This is a genomic window from Solibacillus sp. FSL K6-1554, from assembly GCF_038005185.1.
Classification (GTDB): domain Bacteria; phylum Bacillota; class Bacilli; order Bacillales_A; family Planococcaceae; genus Solibacillus; species Solibacillus silvestris.
On record NZ_JBBOSS010000001.1, the window covers coordinates 2884028 to 2903130 of the forward strand.

The 19103-nt window shown below is 38.2% G+C and carries 15 protein-coding genes and 1 other annotated feature; of the genes, 5 read left to right on the forward strand and 10 right to left on the reverse strand.

Annotation, left to right across the window (positions count from 1 at the left end; genetic code table 11):
* Nucleotides 1-3 precede the first annotated feature (3 nt).
* The 6 genes from sppA to ezrA form a co-directional block, all read right to left on the reverse strand.
* A complete protein-coding gene (gene sppA, locus MHB58_RS14330; protein ID WP_340735460.1) occupies nucleotides 4-1014 on the reverse strand; it encodes a signal peptide peptidase SppA in 1011 nt (336 codons plus the stop codon).
* 249 nt (nucleotides 1015-1263) lie between these two features.
* A complete protein-coding gene (gene mbcS / locus MHB58_RS14335; RefSeq protein WP_014823104.1) occupies nucleotides 1264-2826 on the reverse strand; it encodes an acyl-CoA synthetase MbcS in 1563 nt (520 codons plus the stop codon).
* 171 nt (nucleotides 2827-2997) lie between these two features.
* Complete coding sequence (locus MHB58_RS14340) at nucleotides 2998-3204, reverse strand: alpha/beta-type small acid-soluble spore protein (RefSeq protein ID WP_008407794.1); 207 nt, start codon at nucleotides 3202-3204, stop codon at nucleotides 2998-3000.
* 110 nt (nucleotides 3205-3314) lie between these two features.
* Nucleotides 3315-4526: a tRNA uracil 4-sulfurtransferase ThiI gene (thiI, locus tag MHB58_RS14345; RefSeq protein ID WP_008407795.1), complete on the reverse strand. Its 1212-nt coding sequence runs from the start codon at nucleotides 4524-4526 to the stop codon at nucleotides 3315-3317.
* Nucleotides 4523-5671 carry a cysteine desulfurase family protein gene (locus tag MHB58_RS14350; protein WP_065215503.1) on the reverse strand — a complete coding sequence of 383 codons (1149 nt, stop codon included), beginning with the start codon at nucleotides 5669-5671 and terminating at the stop codon, nucleotides 4523-4525. Before MHB58_RS14350 ends, thiI begins: the two co-directional genes overlap by 4 nt.
* Nucleotides 5672-5855: 184 nt before the next feature.
* Nucleotides 5856-7559, reverse strand: a complete 1704-nt coding sequence (gene ezrA, locus MHB58_RS14355) for a septation ring formation regulator EzrA (protein ID WP_340735461.1) — start codon at nucleotides 7557-7559, stop codon at nucleotides 5856-5858.
* Between the two features lie 141 nt (nucleotides 7560-7700).
* Here ezrA and hisJ point away from each other — a divergent pair, with 141 nt between their 5' ends.
* Together hisJ and MHB58_RS14365 are read left to right on the forward strand one after the other, a co-directional pair.
* Nucleotides 7701-8504 (forward strand): histidinol-phosphatase HisJ, encoded by an 804-nt coding sequence (hisJ, locus tag MHB58_RS14360; RefSeq protein ID WP_014823101.1) that lies wholly within the window; start codon nucleotides 7701-7703, stop codon nucleotides 8502-8504.
* Between the two features lie 12 nt (nucleotides 8505-8516).
* Entirely contained in the window at nucleotides 8517-8996 is a 480-nt protein-coding gene (locus MHB58_RS14365; RefSeq protein WP_014823100.1) for a GAF domain-containing protein, read from the forward strand.
* Between the two features lie 44 nt (nucleotides 8997-9040).
* Here the strand turns inward: MHB58_RS14365 and MHB58_RS14370 are convergent, their stop codons facing one another.
* Complete coding sequence (locus MHB58_RS14370) at nucleotides 9041-10903, reverse strand: sensor domain-containing diguanylate cyclase (protein WP_014823099.1); 1863 nt, start codon at nucleotides 10901-10903, stop codon at nucleotides 9041-9043.
* Between the two features lie 484 nt (nucleotides 10904-11387).
* Here MHB58_RS14370 and rpsD point away from each other — a divergent pair, with 484 nt between their 5' ends.
* Together rpsD and MHB58_RS14380 are read left to right on the forward strand one after the other, a co-directional pair.
* A complete protein-coding gene (gene rpsD, locus MHB58_RS14375) occupies nucleotides 11388-11990 on the forward strand; it encodes a 30S ribosomal protein S4 (RefSeq protein WP_008407801.1) in 603 nt (200 codons plus the stop codon).
* Between the two features lie 170 nt (nucleotides 11991-12160).
* Nucleotides 12161-12325 carry a YjcZ family sporulation protein gene (locus MHB58_RS14380; RefSeq protein ID WP_014823098.1) on the forward strand — a complete coding sequence of 55 codons (165 nt, stop codon included), beginning with the start codon at nucleotides 12161-12163 and terminating at the stop codon, nucleotides 12323-12325.
* Between the two features lie 239 nt (nucleotides 12326-12564).
* Here MHB58_RS14380 and MHB58_RS14385 read toward each other — a convergent pair whose 3' ends face one another.
* The 3 genes from MHB58_RS14385 to tyrS form a co-directional block, all read right to left on the reverse strand.
* Nucleotides 12565-13176 carry a Yip1 family protein gene (locus MHB58_RS14385; protein ID WP_008407803.1) on the reverse strand — a complete coding sequence of 204 codons (612 nt, stop codon included), beginning with the start codon at nucleotides 13174-13176 and terminating at the stop codon, nucleotides 12565-12567.
* Between the two features lie 97 nt (nucleotides 13177-13273).
* Nucleotides 13274-14446 carry a substrate-binding domain-containing protein gene (locus tag MHB58_RS14390; RefSeq protein WP_340735462.1) on the reverse strand — a complete coding sequence of 391 codons (1173 nt, stop codon included), beginning with the start codon at nucleotides 14444-14446 and terminating at the stop codon, nucleotides 13274-13276.
* Between the two features lie 95 nt (nucleotides 14447-14541).
* Nucleotides 14542-15813: a tyrosine--tRNA ligase gene (gene tyrS / locus MHB58_RS14395; protein WP_008407806.1), complete on the reverse strand. Its 1272-nt coding sequence runs from the start codon at nucleotides 15811-15813 to the stop codon at nucleotides 14542-14544.
* Nucleotides 15814-15885: 72 nt separating this feature from the next.
* Nucleotides 15886-16093: a binding site (T-box leader), on the reverse strand.
* 102 nt (nucleotides 16094-16195) lie between these two features.
* Here tyrS and MHB58_RS14400 point away from each other — a divergent pair.
* Complete coding sequence (locus tag MHB58_RS14400; protein WP_014823096.1) at nucleotides 16196-19069, forward strand: transglycosylase domain-containing protein; 2874 nt, start codon at nucleotides 16196-16198, stop codon at nucleotides 19067-19069.
* The last annotated feature ends 34 nt before the right edge of the window (nucleotides 19070-19103 follow it).

Consider the following 19103-nt stretch of genomic DNA (forward strand, 5'->3'; position numbering starts at 1 on the left):
CTATTAGTAGTCACCATATAAATACATCATACGAGGCGAATTTGTCGTTGAAATAATTTTGGACAATACTTCAGACTCAGCAGATGGTCGCAGCATAGAACCTAGTTTTACACCTAATAAAGAACCCCAGCTTGACGTATCCATTGTATATTCAAACAGCTCTGCATCTTCCAATCCAAAATCCGCGCGTAATGCATTAACTGTCGCTTCTTCATTTCCAATTTCATCCACCAACCCTGCTCGCAGTGCCTGAGTACCGCCTAATACACGGCCATCCGCCACTTTCTTCACTTGCGCTTCAGACATATTACGCCCAGCTTCGATAATATCGACAAAATGCTCATATGATTCATCAATCATTTCCTGCAGCATCGCAAGTTCCTCTTTTGTAGAAGGTCGTACACCGCCAAACATGTCTTTATGTTCGCCTGATTTGATTGTTTCAAACTCGACACCGAAATTTTCGGCTAATTTCCCATAATTAATTGATTGCATAATCACACCGATTGAACCGGTAATTGTTTCTCGTTGTGCAAAAATCTTATCTGCTGGTGCTGAAATATAATAACCTCCGGAAGCAGCCATTGATCCCATTGATACATAAATCGGGATTTGTTTTTCCTCTTTTATTTTCAATAGTTTTTGGTAAATTTCCTCTGATTCAATGACACCGCCACCTGGAGTGTTTACAGATAATACAACCCCTTTAATTGTATCGTCTTCCAGTACAGCATCCAATTGTTCCATAAACTGCTGGTGGTTGTAATCAACAGTTTCCCAAATGCTTGGTTCTCCTACATCCTGAATTACGCCATCTACCGTTAAATGCGCAATTCGATTCGTTAAGTCTCCCGTTTCCACTACGCTTTCGTATGTGAGCGATTCCGTACCCATCAAATTGTCGATACTAGTAAAGAAATCGGTCTTGAAAATGGAAATAATCGTATTGATCCCAATAGAGAAAAATAATAATACGGCAGCAATAATAAGTGCCACAACTCGTTTTGTATTCATTTTCACGCCTCCTCAATATATGTACGAAACTATTTCACAAAAAGTTTCATCGAAAACCATTTCCTTCAGCGATTTTGACATAATCCCACTTGATTAAGCAACCATACTTTAGGTTTTATCTAATGGCGAAGCCTCATTTCTATTAATTAAGCTCGGTTTAAACATGAATACTGGCAGAAAAAAAGGCGGCAAATTTCGCCACCTTTTATTCATTACCCGGGAAATATTTGTCGAGCAATGGTATTTCCCTTACTTTACACGCAATTCAACACGACGGATTTTCCCTGAAATTGTTTTAGGTAATTCATCTAAAAACTCTATAATTCGAGGATATTTATATGGTGCTGTCAGCTGTTTTACATGATTTTGCAAATCTTCTACAATTGTTGGGCTTTCTTTTAATGTAACATCTTTAAGGACGACAAATGCTTTTACAACATTCCCTCGAATTTCATCCGGACTTGCAACAACAGCACATTCCTGTACAGCAGGGTGCTTCGTTAAAGCATCCTCAACTTCAAACGGCCCAATTGTATAACCTGATGAAATAATAATGTCATCATTACGGCCTTCAAACCAGAAATAGCCGTCTTCATCCTTTATCGCTCGGTCGCCTGTTACATACCAATCCCCGCGATATTGAATCGCTGTACGTTCCGGATCTTTATAATACCCTTTAAATAGTGCAGGTGTCGATTTGTGTACTGCGATATCTCCAACTTCACCTGCCGGGACAGGCTCACCATCTTCATTGATTAAATCAATGATATTTCCCGGAGTCGGTTTCCCCATGGAGCCGGGACGCAATTCCATGTTTAACAATGTTCCGATCAATAATGTATTTTCTGTTTGGCCATAGCCATCACGGACAGTTAACTGATGTTCACGTTCGAACGTTTCAATTACTTCACGGTTTAATGGCTCACCTGCCGAGACAGCGCTGCGCAATGAAGTTAGATTAAATGTATTTAACTGATCTAACTTCGCCATCATTCGATATTCTGTCGGTGTACAGCAAAGCACATTGATGTGTTGCTGCTCTATTAAATGTAAAAACTGTTTAGGGTCAAACTTCCCTTTATATACAAATCCTGTTGCGCCACTGCCTAATACAGCAAGAAACGGACTCCAAATCCATTTTTGCCATCCTGGAGCTGCAGTTGCCCATACCGTATCACCATCACGTACGCCAAGCCACTCCGCAGCCGTTGTACGTAAATGTGCATATCCCCAGCCATGTGAGTGCATTACAGCTTTAGGATTTCCTGTTGTGCCTGATGTATAGGCTAAAAAAGCAAGATCATGTGCTGTCGTCTCAACAGAATCGAACTCGTTTGACTGTTGCTCTGCAAGCGCCATTAATGAAGTCCATCCTTCTTTTTCTTTTCCGACAATAAAGCATTCTACATTCGCTAAATTTTCTACATGTTCAAATTCATTTACGAATTGTTCCATCACGATAATCGCCTTAGCCTCAGAATGATTTAGTCGATAATCAATATCTTTAGCTCGCAGCAACTCCGAACTTGGAATAATGACCAATCCTGCTTTTAATGCCCCAATATAAGAAACATATGCTTCTAAACAGCGAGGCAGCATAATTAAAATGACATCACCTTTTTTTAGTCCTTGTGCATAAAAGGCATTCGCTGCCTGATTTGCTCTTTGTAGTAACTCTTCGTATGTATAACGCTCTTGGTGTCCATTTTCTTCTTGAAAAATTAACGCTGTTTTCGATTCTTTATTATCGTGTTTTTCAAATTCATTCACAATATTATAAATTTCCGGTGCAACTAATTGATTTTCATTCATTTTTAATACTCCCCTTTGTTTAAAAAAAATGAGTCTTACCTTATTAGTATAATAATCCTTCTCGTTAATATCAAAATATTCCGCCACTTTTTATTGCATAACAAAAAATATTTGTTACCAAAATAAAAAGAAACGCTACTTTAAAAGTAGCGCTCCTTTTTTAAAAACGGATTATTGGTTTTGGTTGCCGCGTAATTGCTGCTCTGCCATCTGTACTAGGCGTTTCGTAATTTCGCCACCTACAGAACCGTTTGCACGAGATGATGCGTCAGGACCTAATTGTACGCCAAATTCTTGTGCGATTTCGTATTTCATTTGGTCTAAAGCTTGTTGTGCACCAGGTACACGTAATTTGTTTGAGCTGTTGTTGTTTGCCATCTGTCTCTCACCTCCTTGTGACATTAGAATGCACCGGGAGGAAAGATTAATACATAAAAAACACAGGTAAATTATAGTTTCATTAGGAAATCATTATCAGTTTCTAAAAATTATAGTAAATCCGCGAATTTATCTTCTTTTACTTCCTTCTGAGGGAACTGATATACTTCACGGTTTTTAACGGCACGATCAATTAATTCATCGAATTCCGTAAAGCTTTCAAAACGCTGAACTTTTTCTAATTTCGGTTTTGTTTTTGGACTAGACGGTGTAAATATTGTACAGCAATCCTCAAATGGCTGGATTGATGTTTCGTATGTGCCAATATCTTTTGCGATTTTGATGATGTCATTTTTATCTGCTGAAATTAGCGGACGTAAAATTGGTGTATTTGTCACATCATTAATTGCAGTTAGGCTTTCCAATGTTTGTGAAGCGACTTGTCCTAGGCTTTCACCTGTTACAATACCTAATGCGCCAACTTCTTCACGCACTTTATCGGCTACTTTCATCATCATACGACGTGTTGATGTCATTGACATATTGTCTGGGACTGCATCTTTTACTGCTACTTGCAGTTCTGTAAACGGAATAACATGCAGGCGAATATTTGCACCGAATTTTGTTAGTTCATTTGCAAGCTCTTTAACTTTTTGTAAAGCATTATCGCTTGTATACGGAGGACTGAAGAAATGAATCGCATCCAGTCGAACGCCACGTTTCATCATTAAGTAACCGGCAACTGGACTATCGATACCGCCTGAAAGCATTAACAGCGATCGTCCATTTGATCCAATCGGCATTCCTCCAGCACCTTGAATTACTTGCGCCATCATATAGATTGCATCTTCACGAACTTCAATTCGCAATGCGAAATCCGGATTTTTCACCTGTACTTTAAAGTTAGGGAAATTCGGTAAAATTGTAGCTCCCATTTCACGCTGTAATTCATGTGTGTTTAATGGGAATGTTTTATCTGTACGATGTACTTCAACTTTAAACGTTAAATCACCTTTTTCACGATAGTCTTCTAAAATTTCAAAGGCTAAAGCTTTCATTACATCCAAATCTTTTTCACAAGAAGCGACAGGGCTGATTGATTGAATACCGAAAACATGTGGTAAACGATCCATCAGTACATCAAATTTCTCTTTATTTTCAACTTCAATAAACATACGGTCACGCTCTGCACGAATTTTCAGTGGTGCAATATCATTAAATGAATAACGGACATTATCGCGTAAACGGCTAATAAAATCTTTTTTGTTTCGACCTTTTGTTGATAATTCACCATAGCGAACTAATATTTCCTTAAAAATCATTGCATTATTTCTCCTTTTAATTCTTTCATTACGATTGTAAATTGCTTTTTGAATGAAGCAATATCTTCGTCAGTATTAATTGCGCCTAAACTTAAACGAAGGACACCGTTTTTAAAGCGACTATCGATATTCAATGCTTCCACAACATGGCTTGTTTTCGTTTGTTTTGACGAACATGCACTTGATGTTGAAACGATAATATCACGTTTTTGTAATGCATTTATTAAAATTTCACCTTTAAGTCCTCTAACACTAAAAGATAAAATATGCGGTGCGCCATCTTTTGGCGAAAGGACATATACTTCCTGACCAAATTGCTCAAAGAAATGATGGAGATCTGCAGACCATTTTTTAAAGTTCTCAAAATTCTCCGGCATTCCTTCTACTGCTAAACGAGCCGCTTTTGCCAATGAAACAGCTTGCGGTACTGCAACCGTACCACTTCTTAATCCGAACTCTTGTCCACCACCAACAATAAATGCTTTCAGTTGAGGTTTTTTACGGAATGCCAACAGGCCACTCCCTTTTAAGCCTTGAATTTTATGTCCTGAAATCGAAATGACATCGGGACCATTATCCCCATCAAAAAAGACTGGCAGCTTTCCGAAACTTTGGATCGCATCAACATGAAACATTGCCTGGCATGTACGATGAATGATTTGTGCCGCTTCTTTAATTGGCTGAACAGCTCCAATTTCATTGTTTACATGCATAATGCTCACGATGATTGTATCTTTGCGAAGCTTTTGCTGTAATTCCTCTAAAGAAATGACCCCATATTTGTTTACTTTCAAGTAGTCAATTTCATAACCTTCCTCTTCCAAACGCTTGACCGCTTCCAATATCGAAGGATGTTCTATTTCTGTCGTAATAATATGCTTGCCTCTAAAATTACTAGATTTTGCAAGACCAAAAAGCGCGGCATTATTCGATTCCGTACCTCCGGATGTAAATAAAATATTCTTTTCGTCTGTATGAAGAATATTTGCCAATTGCTCACGAGCTTTTGTTAATAAAGCATTTGACTCGACTCCTGCACGGTGAATCGATGCAGGGTTGGCGTAATATTGTTCATTTACTAACATAAATGTAGCCAAGACATCTTTGTGCGGTTTTGTTGTCGCACTATTATCTAAATATATCATCTATACTCAACCTTCTTTATTAAAACTAATTTTCCGTAATCTATTAACATTACAGAGTTGCCTGCAATCATCACTTACCAAAGAGAGAGGTTGTGTTAATAGTCAAATTGACTATTAACACAACCTCATAAATGTGCTTATTTATTATAACGCTAAATGGATCAACATGTAACCGTTATGCTTATTATTTTGTAAGCAGCTGCTCCTGAACGAGCTCCTCAATACGTTTAATCGCATTAGGATCGATAATTTCAACCGCTTTTGCTGCATCTTCCAGTGCTTTTATGTAGCGGAATTTCTTGAATGCGTCCTCAGCTTCAAGTAAATTTTCATGTACTTGGCGGTTAGTTGCTCTGTAGCGGTTTCCAAACTGAATAAGACGCTCAATAATTAATACGTTCTCTATCATTTCCTGTGCTTTTTCATGTGTTTCTTCAATCGATTGCTTTGCATTTAGTAAATGCTGGTTTACTTGGATAATATTCAACGGCACTTCCTGTAAGCTTTGAACAACAACAAAAATCTGCTCTGCCGCCTCTTCTAATCTTGCATCCATTTCTTCCGGTATTCCAGGAATATTGGCACGTCCAAGCAGGCGTTCGGTATCTTGCAATAAGCGCTTTAAAGTTTCCAATTCAGCTCTTGCTTTATTTTCATCGATACGGAGATTTTTTAGTTTGTTAGAGAACTTTTCCTGTTCTTCAGCAATTTGCTCGATCTCATCAGTAATTTCTTTTAGCTCTTCCTGTAAGCTGGAGTAGGCAGACTTTTCTTCATGAACACGAGTTGATAACAACTCATAGCGTCTTTGTAGAACTTCCAAGTGCTTTAAGCCCACTTTAGGAATTTCCGCCTCTCTGTCCTGCAAACGGTAGCTATGCTGTACATACGCAACTTCATCATTAATGTCCTTTGTAAGGCGCATTACATCATTGATCACACTGTACATGCCGGAACAGTTGCGTTCCACATACTTTCTTGCCATTACTTCTTTTTCTAGCAAATTGTAAAAATGGTCGATTTCATCATTAATTGTTTCAATTCGTGGTGATACAGCCGGTAAGTTTAATTCAGCAATTGCCGCTTTTAACATTTCTAGTTCATTCTCAAGCCCATTCAGATATTCAGTCAGTTCTAAATGGCGTAAATAATACTTTTGCTCTTCCATTTCACGCTGTCCAATACGAAGTTCATGAATTGCGGTCGGAATTTTTGTTTGAATTTCCGTAAGCAATGTCGGCACATCATTTAGTAAGCTGAAAATCTCCTGTGCTTCACTGTTTAACTGAAGAACAATTTCACGTGCCTGCAAATAGTTGCCGTCTTTCGTTAACTCATCGAATTCTTCAAACTTTGGTATAAATTGCTCAAGCTTCTTTTCCAATGCTTCCAAAGCCGGACCAAATGAATGCTGGTGTGCCAAAATCGTCTTACGTGCAGAACGGTAATATTCTTTCAACTGCTCAATTTCAATACGGTTTTTCTCTTCACTGCCAATCAATTCATCCAGCTCTGTAATAATCTGCACACGTACTTGCTCACATTTTGCAAGCTCTTGCTCGATGTCACGTTCTGTATGTGTTGCTTTGTTAAATTTAAATCGGTCGACAAATTCTTCCGCATCAAACAATAATTCGTCAATTTTCGGAATTTGCTTATCAACAACATCCAACCAACGATTACGCCAGTTTTCAAAAAGCTCTTCTGTTTGACCGTTCATATTAAGGGCTTTTACTTTTGCGAGCTCCTCAAAAATCGGGTAATGTTGTATTTGTAGTTTTTCCTTATCTAATCGTCCTATTTCTGCATTATGCTTGCGTCTTACTACTAAGCCTGCCATTAATAATGCTAATAGTACGACGACAACAATGATGATATACTTTATCATTGTAAGCCCCCTAATCCCAAATAAAATCAATATTTTAGCTATATACGTATTATTTATAATAACATGTTTTCTAATATTTGTTTAACTATTTCCAGCTTTTTTTACTTTTAAATACCATATTTTTGAAGGAAGGTCATTCAATTGAAACGAGACGGTCATATACATACACCTTTTTGTCCCCATGGTTCTACAGATTCGATAGAAAAATATGTCGAAAAAGCGATAACAAGCGGATTTAAAGAAATCACATTTACGGAGCATGCACCTTTACCTGAAAACTTTGTCGATCCAACACCTGACAAGGATAGCGGAATGAACCCTGCTTATTTGATGGATTACTTTAAACAACTGCAGTGCGCAAAAGAACAGTACGAATCACAAATTAAAATCAATATTGGGCTGGAGGTCGACTATATTGTCGGCTTTGAACATGAAACAAAACAATTTCTCAATGAAGTCGGCCCATTATTGGATGATGCGATATTATCCGTACACTTTTTGAATTTCCAAGACGAATATGTATGTATTGACTTTTCACAAGAAGTATATTTACAATTTGCCAATAAGGTTGGCGGCATTCTTCCTATGTATAAGCTATACTACGAAACCGTGAAAAAGTCGATTTTGGCGGATTTAGGTTTATACAAACCTAAGCGTATAGGACATCCTACACTAATTCATAAATTTCAGCTTGCCCACAATGAGCAGGTCGATGACACAGCTGACATAAATGAACTATTAAAGATGATGCAGAACAGCCATTATGAGCTTGATTTTAATAGTGCTGGCCTAAGTAAACCGTATTGTAAGGAGACATACCCGCCCTATCCATTTGTGAAACAGGCAATTAATTTACAAATTCCAATTGTTTTCGGCTCGGATGCCCATACGGTAGCGGATTTACATCAGCATTATGAAACATTACTGAAAAAAATAACTTTTTAATTGGAGGATTCTATGTTTGGAAATATCACTTATAACGGTTCAATAACAGACCAGTACGAACAGCTATCTAAACAGCTGGATGCATTGCTTGAAGGGGAAAATAACTTAATCGCTAACTTAAGCAACGCTTCAGCTTTATTAAATACTTTTTTAAAAGAAATTAACTGGGTAGGATTCTATTTAATGAATGAAGGCGAATTAGTGCTTGGACCATTCCAAGGCTTGCCTGCTTGTGTACGAATTCCTGTCGGGCGCGGTGTTTGCGGTACAACGGTTGCCAAGGAGCAAACAATGGTTGTAGACGATGTTCACGCTTTCCCTGGCCATATTGCTTGTGACGCTGCATCAAAATCGGAAATCGTTATTCCATTAATTAAAAATGGTGTCGTTATAGGTGTTTTAGATATCGACAGCCCGGTTGAAGCACGTTTTACTGATGAAGATAAAGATGGTTTGGAAAAATTTGTGGATGTACTGTTAAAACATATTTAATTACTAAAAAGGGAGTGCCCGAAAAGTTATTCCGGGTACTCCCTTTAATATTGCAGTTCCATTGGTTTTTCATATACACATAAGCGGTTTTTTCCGTTTCGTTTTGCATGGTATAACGCCATATCAGCTTGCGCAAACATATTTTTGAAATTAGGACGACTGCTCTTATGCCATGTAATCATACCCGCAGAAACCGTAACTGATGGATTTGATACACTTGGTACCATTTGTACAATCGAATCCGAAATTCCAATCGCTTCACTGTCTGAAATATTCGGAATATAGATGGCAAGCTCTTCACCGCCCCATCGCGAGCAAATCCCCTTTTTCCCTATTTCATTTTGCAGTCGCCTAGCAATTTGCACGATTACTTCATCTCCGACTTGATGCCCATATGTGTCATTCACCTTTTTAAAGTTATCGATATCAATTAAAAGGAACATTCCTGAATCGTCCTTTTGAATGGAATTTTCTACGAATGAATCAGAGTAACTTCTTGCATAAAGCTTTGTTAAATGGTCCCTATCCACCATCTCCTGAAGTTGTTCACGTAAAACAGAATTGGAAATGGCTAATGACGAATGGTGAATAAGCGATTGCATTAGCTTAAAGCTGTCAAAGGAGAAGAAATACGGCTCTTTATGCAATACAATGCTAAACCCGATAATATCTTCTTCAACAATCATTGGAATGGCCATAATCGACTTATACTCAATGTCTCCTGAAATAAGACGACTGAAATCAGCAATAAACAATGGGTCTTGTGTCGTCTGAAAATGTTTTTCCACGTGTTGGACATATACATTGCACGCTACATAATCGAAAAGATCTGTACACGCTTCGGTCATGATATACTTTTCATCTTCTTTAAACATGAAACCTATTTCCATAGGCTGAAAAGATTTCAACATTTGCTTTTGTAAAAATAAAAGCATCTCGCTGATCGTCAATTTCATATTTAAACGGTGGGAAGTTTCATTGATTAACTGTAAATCCGTGATGAGACGATGTGATTGATGATAGAGTTTTGCGTTTTCCAAGGCATTTCCTGAAGCTTGCGCAAGCATACGGATAAATTCTTTTTCCGAATTCGCGAATGAGTAATTGATCGGTGCTTTTACCTGTAAAATTCCGTATATTGCTTGTCTCCCTTTTATAGGCACATTTAATAATCGACGGTTTTGTTCAACGGCTATATCTTCTTTCAATTCTCCCGATACAAAAGACTCGATTGTTGCAGGCCGCTCAGATAAATAGTCAAAGGGCTTTATTTTCACTCTCGTTTGACGGTCTTGGTCATTTGACAAGATCAGCTCTACTTCAAGTCCAGGAAAATTTTCTTCTATTGTAATAAGCACATTTTCCAAAATTACATCAATGTCCATCGTTGAATGGAAAAGATCTGTCATCCCATATAATTTACGGTACTTTTGCTCATTCGAATACACTTCGTATTTTTGGATTAAATATTTATAGGAAGCGGATATCGCCCCTACTATTTCTTCAGTCAGCACTGTTTGTATAGGTGCCCCGACAGGATTATATTTAAATATAATAATAGCTTCTATTTTATCATTTATTATAAGTGGCATAACATCCGTATGGTTTTCAAAATACGGCTGTTCTTTTAAAAACCCGGGTAACTTCACAACTTTGTTACCATTAAAATAGGGTTGTATTAAATCTAATGCTACATCAACATTCAGTAATTCTAAGTTGTCGATCGGTTTCAAATTATTTTCGCTTACATGAAATAAAAAACAATGTTCCATATTAAAGTGTTTAGTTAGGTTTTCTTCTAATAGGAAAAAGTAATCATAAAATTTACTTCGTTGTAATTTCTTATTCATACAAAGGCTTAAAATATCCGATTTAAATTGATCAATCTTTTGTTGATTTTCCACCATTAAATCACCTTTTCTTTTACTATTGCGATGTCGGTTCTTTTCACTTAACATCAAGTATACACATTTTATGTCTTATTGACTATTTAAATTTGTTATATTTTTCTAGTAAACACCCCAATTTGAATTGTTTTTTGAATATTAAAGTATTTTCCCGTTCTTATCTACTACCCGCTTTTGTGCTTAAATACCCACAAAACGATAAATTATTTTTATTTTTCTTTACTACATATTATCTTCAAAATGTAAAACACCTTTGTTGACGGATAGAAAAAAAAAAGATACAATAGCCTTTGTGTAAAATGAATGCAGTAGTTGTATAACTTAAATGTAGTATTTTATTCCTTCTGTGTAGACAGAATGGTGTATTGTGTAACCCTTTCGGCTGCATGGGCGAAGATACATGAAAATAGAATACCGTTTAATGTCGGGTACAACTGGTTTTTTCTTTTACAACAAAAACCAATTTTAAGGAGGAGACACAATTATGTCTCGTTATACAGGTCCATCTTGGAAACTATCTCGTCGTCTTGGTATTTCATTAAGCGGCACAGGTAAAGAAATCGCAAAACGCCCTTACGCACCAGGTCAACACGGCCCGAACTCTCGTGGTAAAAAATCAGAGTACGGTCTACAATTAACTGAAAAGCAAAAATTACGTCATATGTATGGTATGACTGAACGTCAATTCAAAAACACTTACCTACGTGCTGGTAAATTACAAGGTGTACACGGTGAAAACTTCATGATTTTACTTGAAACTCGCCTTGACAACCTAGTTTACCGTTTAGGTTTAGCTCGCACTCGTCGTGCAGCTCGTCAATTAGTTAACCACGGTCACATCTTAGTTGATGGTAACCGCGTTGACATCCCATCTTACTCAGTAAAACCAGGTCAAACGATCTCTTTACGTGAGAAATCAGCTAACCTTTCAGTTGTTGCTGAATCAATCGAAGTAAACAGCTTCGTACCAGAATATTTATCATTCGATGCAGACTCTAAAGTAGGTACTTTCGTACGTTTACCAGAGCGCTCTGAATTATCTTCTGAAATCAACGAACAATTCATCGTAGAGTTCTACTCTCGTTAATCTTTCGAGCTTCAGATATATTCGAATCAAACCATCAAGCCCTGTTTATCGGGTGCTTGGTGGTTTTTTTATTTAGATTTATTTTCCGCAAAATTTTTTTCAAAATTGTTCAATCGCCCCGATCAACCCTTCTTCGTTGAATAGGATAACGAGGAAAGGGGGTGAATATTATGGGTTACGGTTATGAAGGATATCAAAATCAAAACTATAATAACTACGGTGGTTACGGCTGTGGTGGTGGTGGCGGCAACAGCGGCGGTAACAGCTTAACATTCGTTCTAATTGTTGTTCTATTCATTCTTTTAATTATTGTCGGTGCTACTTTCGCTTACTAATAACTCCGATTCCAAAGAAGGCTTCTAGCTAGCCAGAAATAAATCCAACTACTTATTACTGCTTCTCGCCCTTAGGGTCACTTCCCCCAGTGACCCTTTTTATTTTGAGTTTCATTAACTTTTCATCCTTACATGTAGACACAAACATTACATTCCGCTAACAATAAAAAAAGATGCTGTACGCTATAGAGCGGCAGCATCCTTTCTATTCAACTCGTAACAATCCATACTAAATACGCTTAAAACAAAAAGTAAGTTGCTCCTAGTACCGCAATTACTATAAACGAAGCAAAAAATGCTTTCCACTTAGATATACGGTGCACTTCCGAAATCCCAATAACTGTGATGACATATGTCCAAATACTGCTAATAATAATCAGAGTCCCACAAACAAATTGCAGAATCAAATCACCTAGTGATGTCTCCATATAGGAAATAGAGAAAAATGACTGTGGTGCGAATTGCATCCAGAACAGAAGAACCGGCAATATCCAAATATAAGGAATCATTGTCACACTGATCATGCGGAACATTTCTTTAAACTTCCCTGTACCACCGAATGCTTTTGCTGATAGTGTCAATACGCCTGCCGATAAAACTGTTGAAAGAAAATATAGTACTAAACTTAAAAGAAATGTTGAATAAACGATATCTCCCAGCGTATATTGTCCTGTAAATTCACTACCGATAAAACTGACTAAATTACTCGCAAACACTCCGATAATACCAACGAAAATGAAATAAGATAACTTTTTAGTTGTTAACACATAACGAATAGTATCTCGGGGTTTAACAGCAATGCTTAATATCGCATGTCGATCATCGACTGTACCTGTTAATTGCTCACTCAAAATAACATCCCCCTAAAAATATGTATACAATCTATTATACTGATATTTTTAAGGTGATACAAAATTATTGCTTCTTTAGTAGCATACCAATCTTTTACTATTCGGCAGATTTAAGAGACACATAGCCCGCCTTTTCCACTAATGCCTGCCCTTCATCCGAGAGCACCCAATCAATCACCTGTTTAACATTTCCTGTTGGCTCGCCTGCTGTCACAATATAAAATTCAGAAGCAATCGGATACGCATTGTTGCGAATTTTTTCTCTTGTCGGTGCAACCCCATCGATTTCCAAAAGTTTAATTTCTTTATTTTTTACCATCTCATTTGAATAGTAGCGGAAAGTATAACCAATTGCGTTTTTATAATTTTTATATTGGGACACTTCATTGATAATTCCGCCCATTCCAGTCGCTACATCTTCCGTTGGGGCTTCCATTAACGGTTTATCCCCCATAAGCCGTTGTAATGCTGTTTGTGATCCGCTGTCCTCAGGTCTTTGGAATGCACGGATTGCATCGTCTTGTCCGCCAACTTCAGACCAGTTTGTAATTTCCCCTGCATAGATTCCCTTAATTTGTTCGAGCGATAAACGATCGACTTTGTTTTTACTGTTCACGAATAAGACAAACGCTTCTTTTCCAATAGGCGTCAAATGTAGTTTAATCCCTTGTTGTTCTGCCTGGTGAATTTGTGAATCGGATGGGCCCGCTACAAATATCATATCCGTATTACCAAAAATCAGGTTCGTATAGGCTTCGTGCGTCTGATTCACCATCACTTCACTCTTGTAAGGATTATATTCTTTTTCAGGATAAAGATGCTCTGTAATGGCTGCATACAATGGATACAAAGCCGTTGCACCATCCATCTTCGGCAAAGGTTCCTCTATTTTTAAACTCGGTTTCTTATCCAATTGCACTAATTTATTCTGATCTGTAAATGGCTCATATTGATAAATATTCACTTCCGCGTCAACAGTCGGTACCCTGCCATCGAACCATTTATAAATTGGTTGTATCGAGGTGACGACCAAAACAATTCCGGCAATTGACCAAAAGATTTTTATACGCTTACTGTTTTTGTAAAATACATCAAAAATCACAAGGACAAAACCAATATATAAAATGACCGCAGCAGAAATTACTAACGGTATATAATGAATCTTGCCACTAAATGCTACAAAAAATAACAATATGAAAGTGAAAAAGCAAACCGTCAGTAAGACAAAAATCGAAATGACAATTTTCCCTAAATAAGATTTATTTTCCATACTCCCACCCCTCTCCTCCTATAGTTCTTTATGAAACGAAATATTCCTTTTAAAAAAACGTCCTGGAAAACTACTTCCCAAGACGTTTAATTTAATTAAGCAAATTTCACCATATGGTATTTTTTCTTGCCGCGACGAATAATGGCAAAGGCGTCTTCCAAACGGTCTTTCGCATCGATTACATATTCCAGATCTGTAATTTTTTCTCCGTTCACGCTAATTGCACCGTTCGTAACATCTTCACGTGCCTGACGCTTTGATGAAGAAATTCCTGCTTCTACGATTAACTCCACGATATTTTTGTCTTCTTTCGCCACTTCTACAGAAGGTACACCGGAGAAGGCTACTTTCATTTCCTCTACTGACAATGCTTTTAAGTCACCGGAGAATAATGCTTTTGTAATACGTTCTGCGGCTTCCAGACCTTCCTCACCGTGGATCAGACGCGTCATTTCTTCAGCCAATGCTTTTTGCGCTTTACGTAAATGCGGCTCTTCTTCAACACTTACTGCAAGGCCTTCAATTTCTTCACGTGACAGGAATGTGAAGATTTTTAAGTATTTCACAACATCTGCATCCGCAGTATTGATCCAGAACTGGTAAAACTCGTATGGAGATGTTTTCGCAGCATCGAGCCATACAGCGCCGCCCGCTGTTTTACCGAATTTTGTACCGTCCGCTTTTGTTACAAGAGGAATTGTAATACCGAACGCTTTCGCATTTTCATCATGCGTTTTACGAATCATTTCCAAGCCTGTTGTAATATTGCCCCACTGATCCGAACCACCTACTTGAATTCGAACGTTGTGATGATCGTATAAATGATTGAAGTCAATACCTTGGATTAATGTGTAAGCAAATTCAGTAAATGAAATACCTGAATCCAGGCGTGACGCTACTGTATCTTTATTTAAGATGTAGTTTACATTGATCAGTTTCCCGTAATCACGAAGGAAATCGATTAATGTCATTGGACCTACCCAGTCATTATTGTTTACAAGAACAGCACCATTTGCAGCATCCGATGAAAAGTCGAATAAGCGCTCCATTTGCTTTTTAAGTCCCTGCACATTTTTATCGATCTGGTCCATCGTCTGTAATTGACGCTCTTCTGAACGGCCAGATGGATCCCCAACTGTACCTGTAGCTCCACCAACTAATAAAATCGGTGTATGACCTGCTTTTTGGAAACGGCGTAACGTAAGCAATGGCACGATATGTCCGATATGCATCGAATCCGCTGTCGGGTCAACACCTACATATAGGGAAACCTTCTCTTCGTTTAATAACTTTTCCATACCTTCCGCGTCTGTTTGCTGGTATAACAATCCGCGCCATTCCAAGTCTTGCAGTAATTCGTTTGTCATTTGTTTTCTCTCCTTTTACATGATGCGTCATTTACTTGTAAGGAAATAAAAAAGTCCCTACACGCAAATGCATGCAGGGACGTCAAATTTTTATTTAACGCGGTACCACCCGGCTTGAAGAAATTTAAATCTCTTTCTTCCACTTTAAGCGTCTATAACGTGACGATCCGTTCAGGCTCCAAGTACGTAATTCATAAATGCGCTATGTCTAGCTTTCACCAACCGCTAGCTCTCTATGCAGGGAACACATTTATTACTGCAAACTCTTCGTTGCCTGAAATTTATATTTTCTATTCTACCTAGAAAATAGTTGATGTCAATATTTATATTCGTTTATATATCAAATATGCTATAATAAACAAGATTTTAGGAGGTCGATGATGTGAAACAATGGCTCGAAAAATTAAATAAAAAAATCGAAATCCTTGCTTCTTCAGAAAGAATGCGCTTCGTCAGAATTGGAGGCGGTGTATTCTGGAATTTAACTTTACTGGCTATTATTTTTATAGCTACGACACTGTTGTTTGTTGGAGGTGTAGGCGCAGGTTACTTCGCATCATTAACAAAGGATGAACCTTTGCGATCGAAAGAAGAGATGCGCGAACAAATTTTCAGCTATGAAGAAACAAGTGAACTTTATTTTGCGAACGATATTTACATAGGAAAGATCAGAACTGATTTAGATCGACGTGAAACATCGCTAGCTAATATATCCCCATCCTTAATTAATGCTGTTCTTGCTACAGAGGATGAATATTTCCGTGAGCATACCGGCATTGTGCCGAAAGCGGTAATACGTGGATTACTGCAAGATGTATCCAACTCGTCTACACAGACAGGTGGCTCTACACTAACACAGCAATTAATAAAAAACCAAATATTAACGAATGAAGTTTCTTATGAACGTAAAGCGAAGGAAATTTTACTTGCGTACCGTTTAGAACATTTTATGACAAAAGAAGAAATACTCGAAGCCTATTTAAATATCATCCCGTATGGCCGAAATTCTTCAGGTCGTAACATTGCCGGAATTGAAACGGCTGCACAGGGTATTTTTGGTGTGTCCGCATCTAAATTAAATCTACCGCAGGCAGCTTATATTGCCGGTATCCCACAGGCACCTTTCACATATACGCCTTTTACAAATAAAGGTGAGCAAAAAAGTGCGGAAGGGATGCAGCCAGGTATTGACCGTATGAAAACGGTTCTTTATCGTATGCAGGAAGCAGGCTATATTACGAAGAAAGAATATGACGAAGCAATTGCCTATGACATTTCTAAAGACTTCAAAGGATATGAAATCCGTCCGGAAGAAAAATATCCTTGGTTAACAGCAGAGCTTGAGCTGCGTTCAAAAGAAATTTTCGCAAAAATACTTGCCGAAAAAGACGGCATTGACCCGGACCGTTTAAAAGAAGAAGAGAACTTAAATGAAAAATATACAATACTGGCAGACCGTACAATACGTTCAGGCGGTTACCGTATTTACTCAACGATTAATAAAGACATGTATGATGCCATGAAAAAAGTGACGGAAGAATTCACTTTATACGGACAAACATACAAGAAAAAAGGAAAAGATCCTGAAACAGGCGAAGAAATCGAAGTGGATGTTCCCGTACAAACAGGAAGTATGGTTATTGAAAACAAAACAGGCCGTATTTTAAGTTTTGTTGGCGGGCGCGACCATGAAATTGAACAATTGAATCATGCGACACAAGCTTACCGTTCAAACGGTTCAACGATGAAACCGTTACTTGCCTATGCACCAGCGCTTGATTACGGTGTCATTGGTGCAGGAAGCCCTGTAGTCGATGTGAAATTTAAACGTAGTTATGACAACTATGAACCCGTCAACTATATTCCAACACAGGAACTAGGAATTATACCAGCACGACAAGCAGTTGCATCATCACAAAACTTAGCAGTACTGCGTTTGTATGATTCAATTTTAGATCGTCGTCCAGCAACCTATTTGGAAAAAATGGGCTTCTCAAAGTTGACTGAAGGAGATTATGTCAATCTTTCTACATCTATTGGCGGGATTACTCACGGGGCAACTGTCGAAGAAAATACAAATGCCTATACAACCTTTGCAAATAACGGACAATTTAACGATGCCTACATGATTGAACGCATTGAGGATCTGGATGGCAATATTGTTTATGAACATGAAGCTGCTCCAGTTGATGTATTTGCACCGGAAACTGCCTATATGATGACTGATATGCTACGAGGTGTTATGAAGCAAGGTGGTACTGCAACATTGGCGAAGAGTCAATTGAAATTCTCATCTGACTTTGCCGCAAAGACAGGGACTACACAGGACCATAAAGATGTTTGGCTAGTCGGATACAATCCGAATATTTCTGTTGGCGTTTGGTTAGGTTATGACCAGCCACGCACACTTTATGCATTTAATAACCGTTACCAGCATCCAAGTCAGCGTGTAAACCGGTTATGGGCTAATTACCTGAATACGCTTTATGACATTGACCCGGAATTAGTCGGTACGAAAGAAACTTTCAAAAAACCTGAAGGCGTTGTAACACGATCATTTTGCGGCATTTCAGGTCTGGCACCTTCTACTTCATGTGCCAATGCCGGTTTAGTTACGTCAGATTTATTTAATAAAAATGTATTTTTACCGTCTAAGCCGGATGACAGCTTTGTATCTTCTACATCGGTTGTTATTGACGGCAACACATATGCCGCATTACCGAATACACCTACTGAGTTTGTCCAAATGAGCGGATTCGGATTAAATCAGGCATTTGTTGACCGTATGTTAGGCAGACTGGGTGGTGACGCATCGAAATTATTGTCATTCACATCAGGTAAAGGTGTTGTAACCGGTGCACCATTCTCGGCAGACAGTGCACCACCACAACCTGTTTATGCTACATTGGCAAACGGTTCACTTTCGTGGACAGCCTCTTCATCAAATGATGTCGTCGGCTATCGTGTTTATAGCGTTACCGATCAAGGAAGATCGCTCGTACGCTCATTAAAATCTTATGAAGGGTACCGGGTATCTGTTTCACCAGGTGTTCGCTACATCGTCGTAGCAGTTGATATTACAGGATTGGAATCAGGCTATTCGAACGAAGTTGGAGAAGTTGTCGAAACGGCTCCACCGGAAACGGAAGATGAGGAAAATGTTGTACCCGGAGAGGTAATTGAAGAACCAGAAGAACCCGAAGATCTTGACGAAATTGAAGTTGACGTTGATCCTGTCGAACCATCAGGAGAATAACAAAAAAATCTCACCAACTAGTAAAATTGTTGGT

Excerpts from the sequence above, each read along its gene's own strand:
- MHB58_RS14380 (WP_014823098.1), top strand. The coding sequence starts at position 12,161 with ATGGGTTACGGTTATGAAGGATATCAAAATCAAAACTATAATAACTAC.
- MHB58_RS14370 (WP_014823099.1), bottom strand. The coding sequence starts at position 10,903 with ATGGTGGAAAATCAACAAAAGATTGATCAATTTAAATCGGATATTTTA.
- MHB58_RS14350 (WP_065215503.1), bottom strand. The coding sequence starts at position 5,671 with ATGATATATTTAGATAATAGTGCGACAACAAAACCGCACAAAGATGTC.
- sppA (WP_340735460.1), bottom strand. The coding sequence starts at position 1,014 with ATGAATACAAAACGAGTTGTGGCACTTATTATTGCTGCCGTATTATTA.
- MHB58_RS14340 (WP_008407794.1), bottom strand. The coding sequence starts at position 3,204 with ATGGCAAACAACAACAGCTCAAACAAATTACGTGTACCTGGTGCACAA.
- mbcS (WP_014823104.1), bottom strand. The coding sequence starts at position 2,826 with ATGAATGAAAATCAATTAGTTGCACCGGAAATTTATAATATTGTGAAT.
- MHB58_RS14365 (WP_014823100.1), top strand. The coding sequence starts at position 8,517 with ATGTTTGGAAATATCACTTATAACGGTTCAATAACAGACCAGTACGAA.
- tyrS (WP_008407806.1), bottom strand. The coding sequence starts at position 15,813 with ATGACAAACGAATTACTGCAAGACTTGGAATGGCGCGGATTGTTATAC.
- MHB58_RS14390 (WP_340735462.1), bottom strand. The coding sequence starts at position 14,446 with ATGGAAAATAAATCTTATTTAGGGAAAATTGTCATTTCGATTTTTGTC.
- thiI (WP_008407795.1), bottom strand. The coding sequence starts at position 4,526 with ATGATTTTTAAGGAAATATTAGTTCGCTATGGTGAATTATCAACAAAA.
- ezrA (WP_340735461.1), bottom strand. The coding sequence starts at position 7,559 with ATGATAAAGTATATCATCATTGTTGTCGTCGTACTATTAGCATTATTA.
- rpsD (WP_008407801.1), top strand. The coding sequence starts at position 11,388 with ATGTCTCGTTATACAGGTCCATCTTGGAAACTATCTCGTCGTCTTGGT.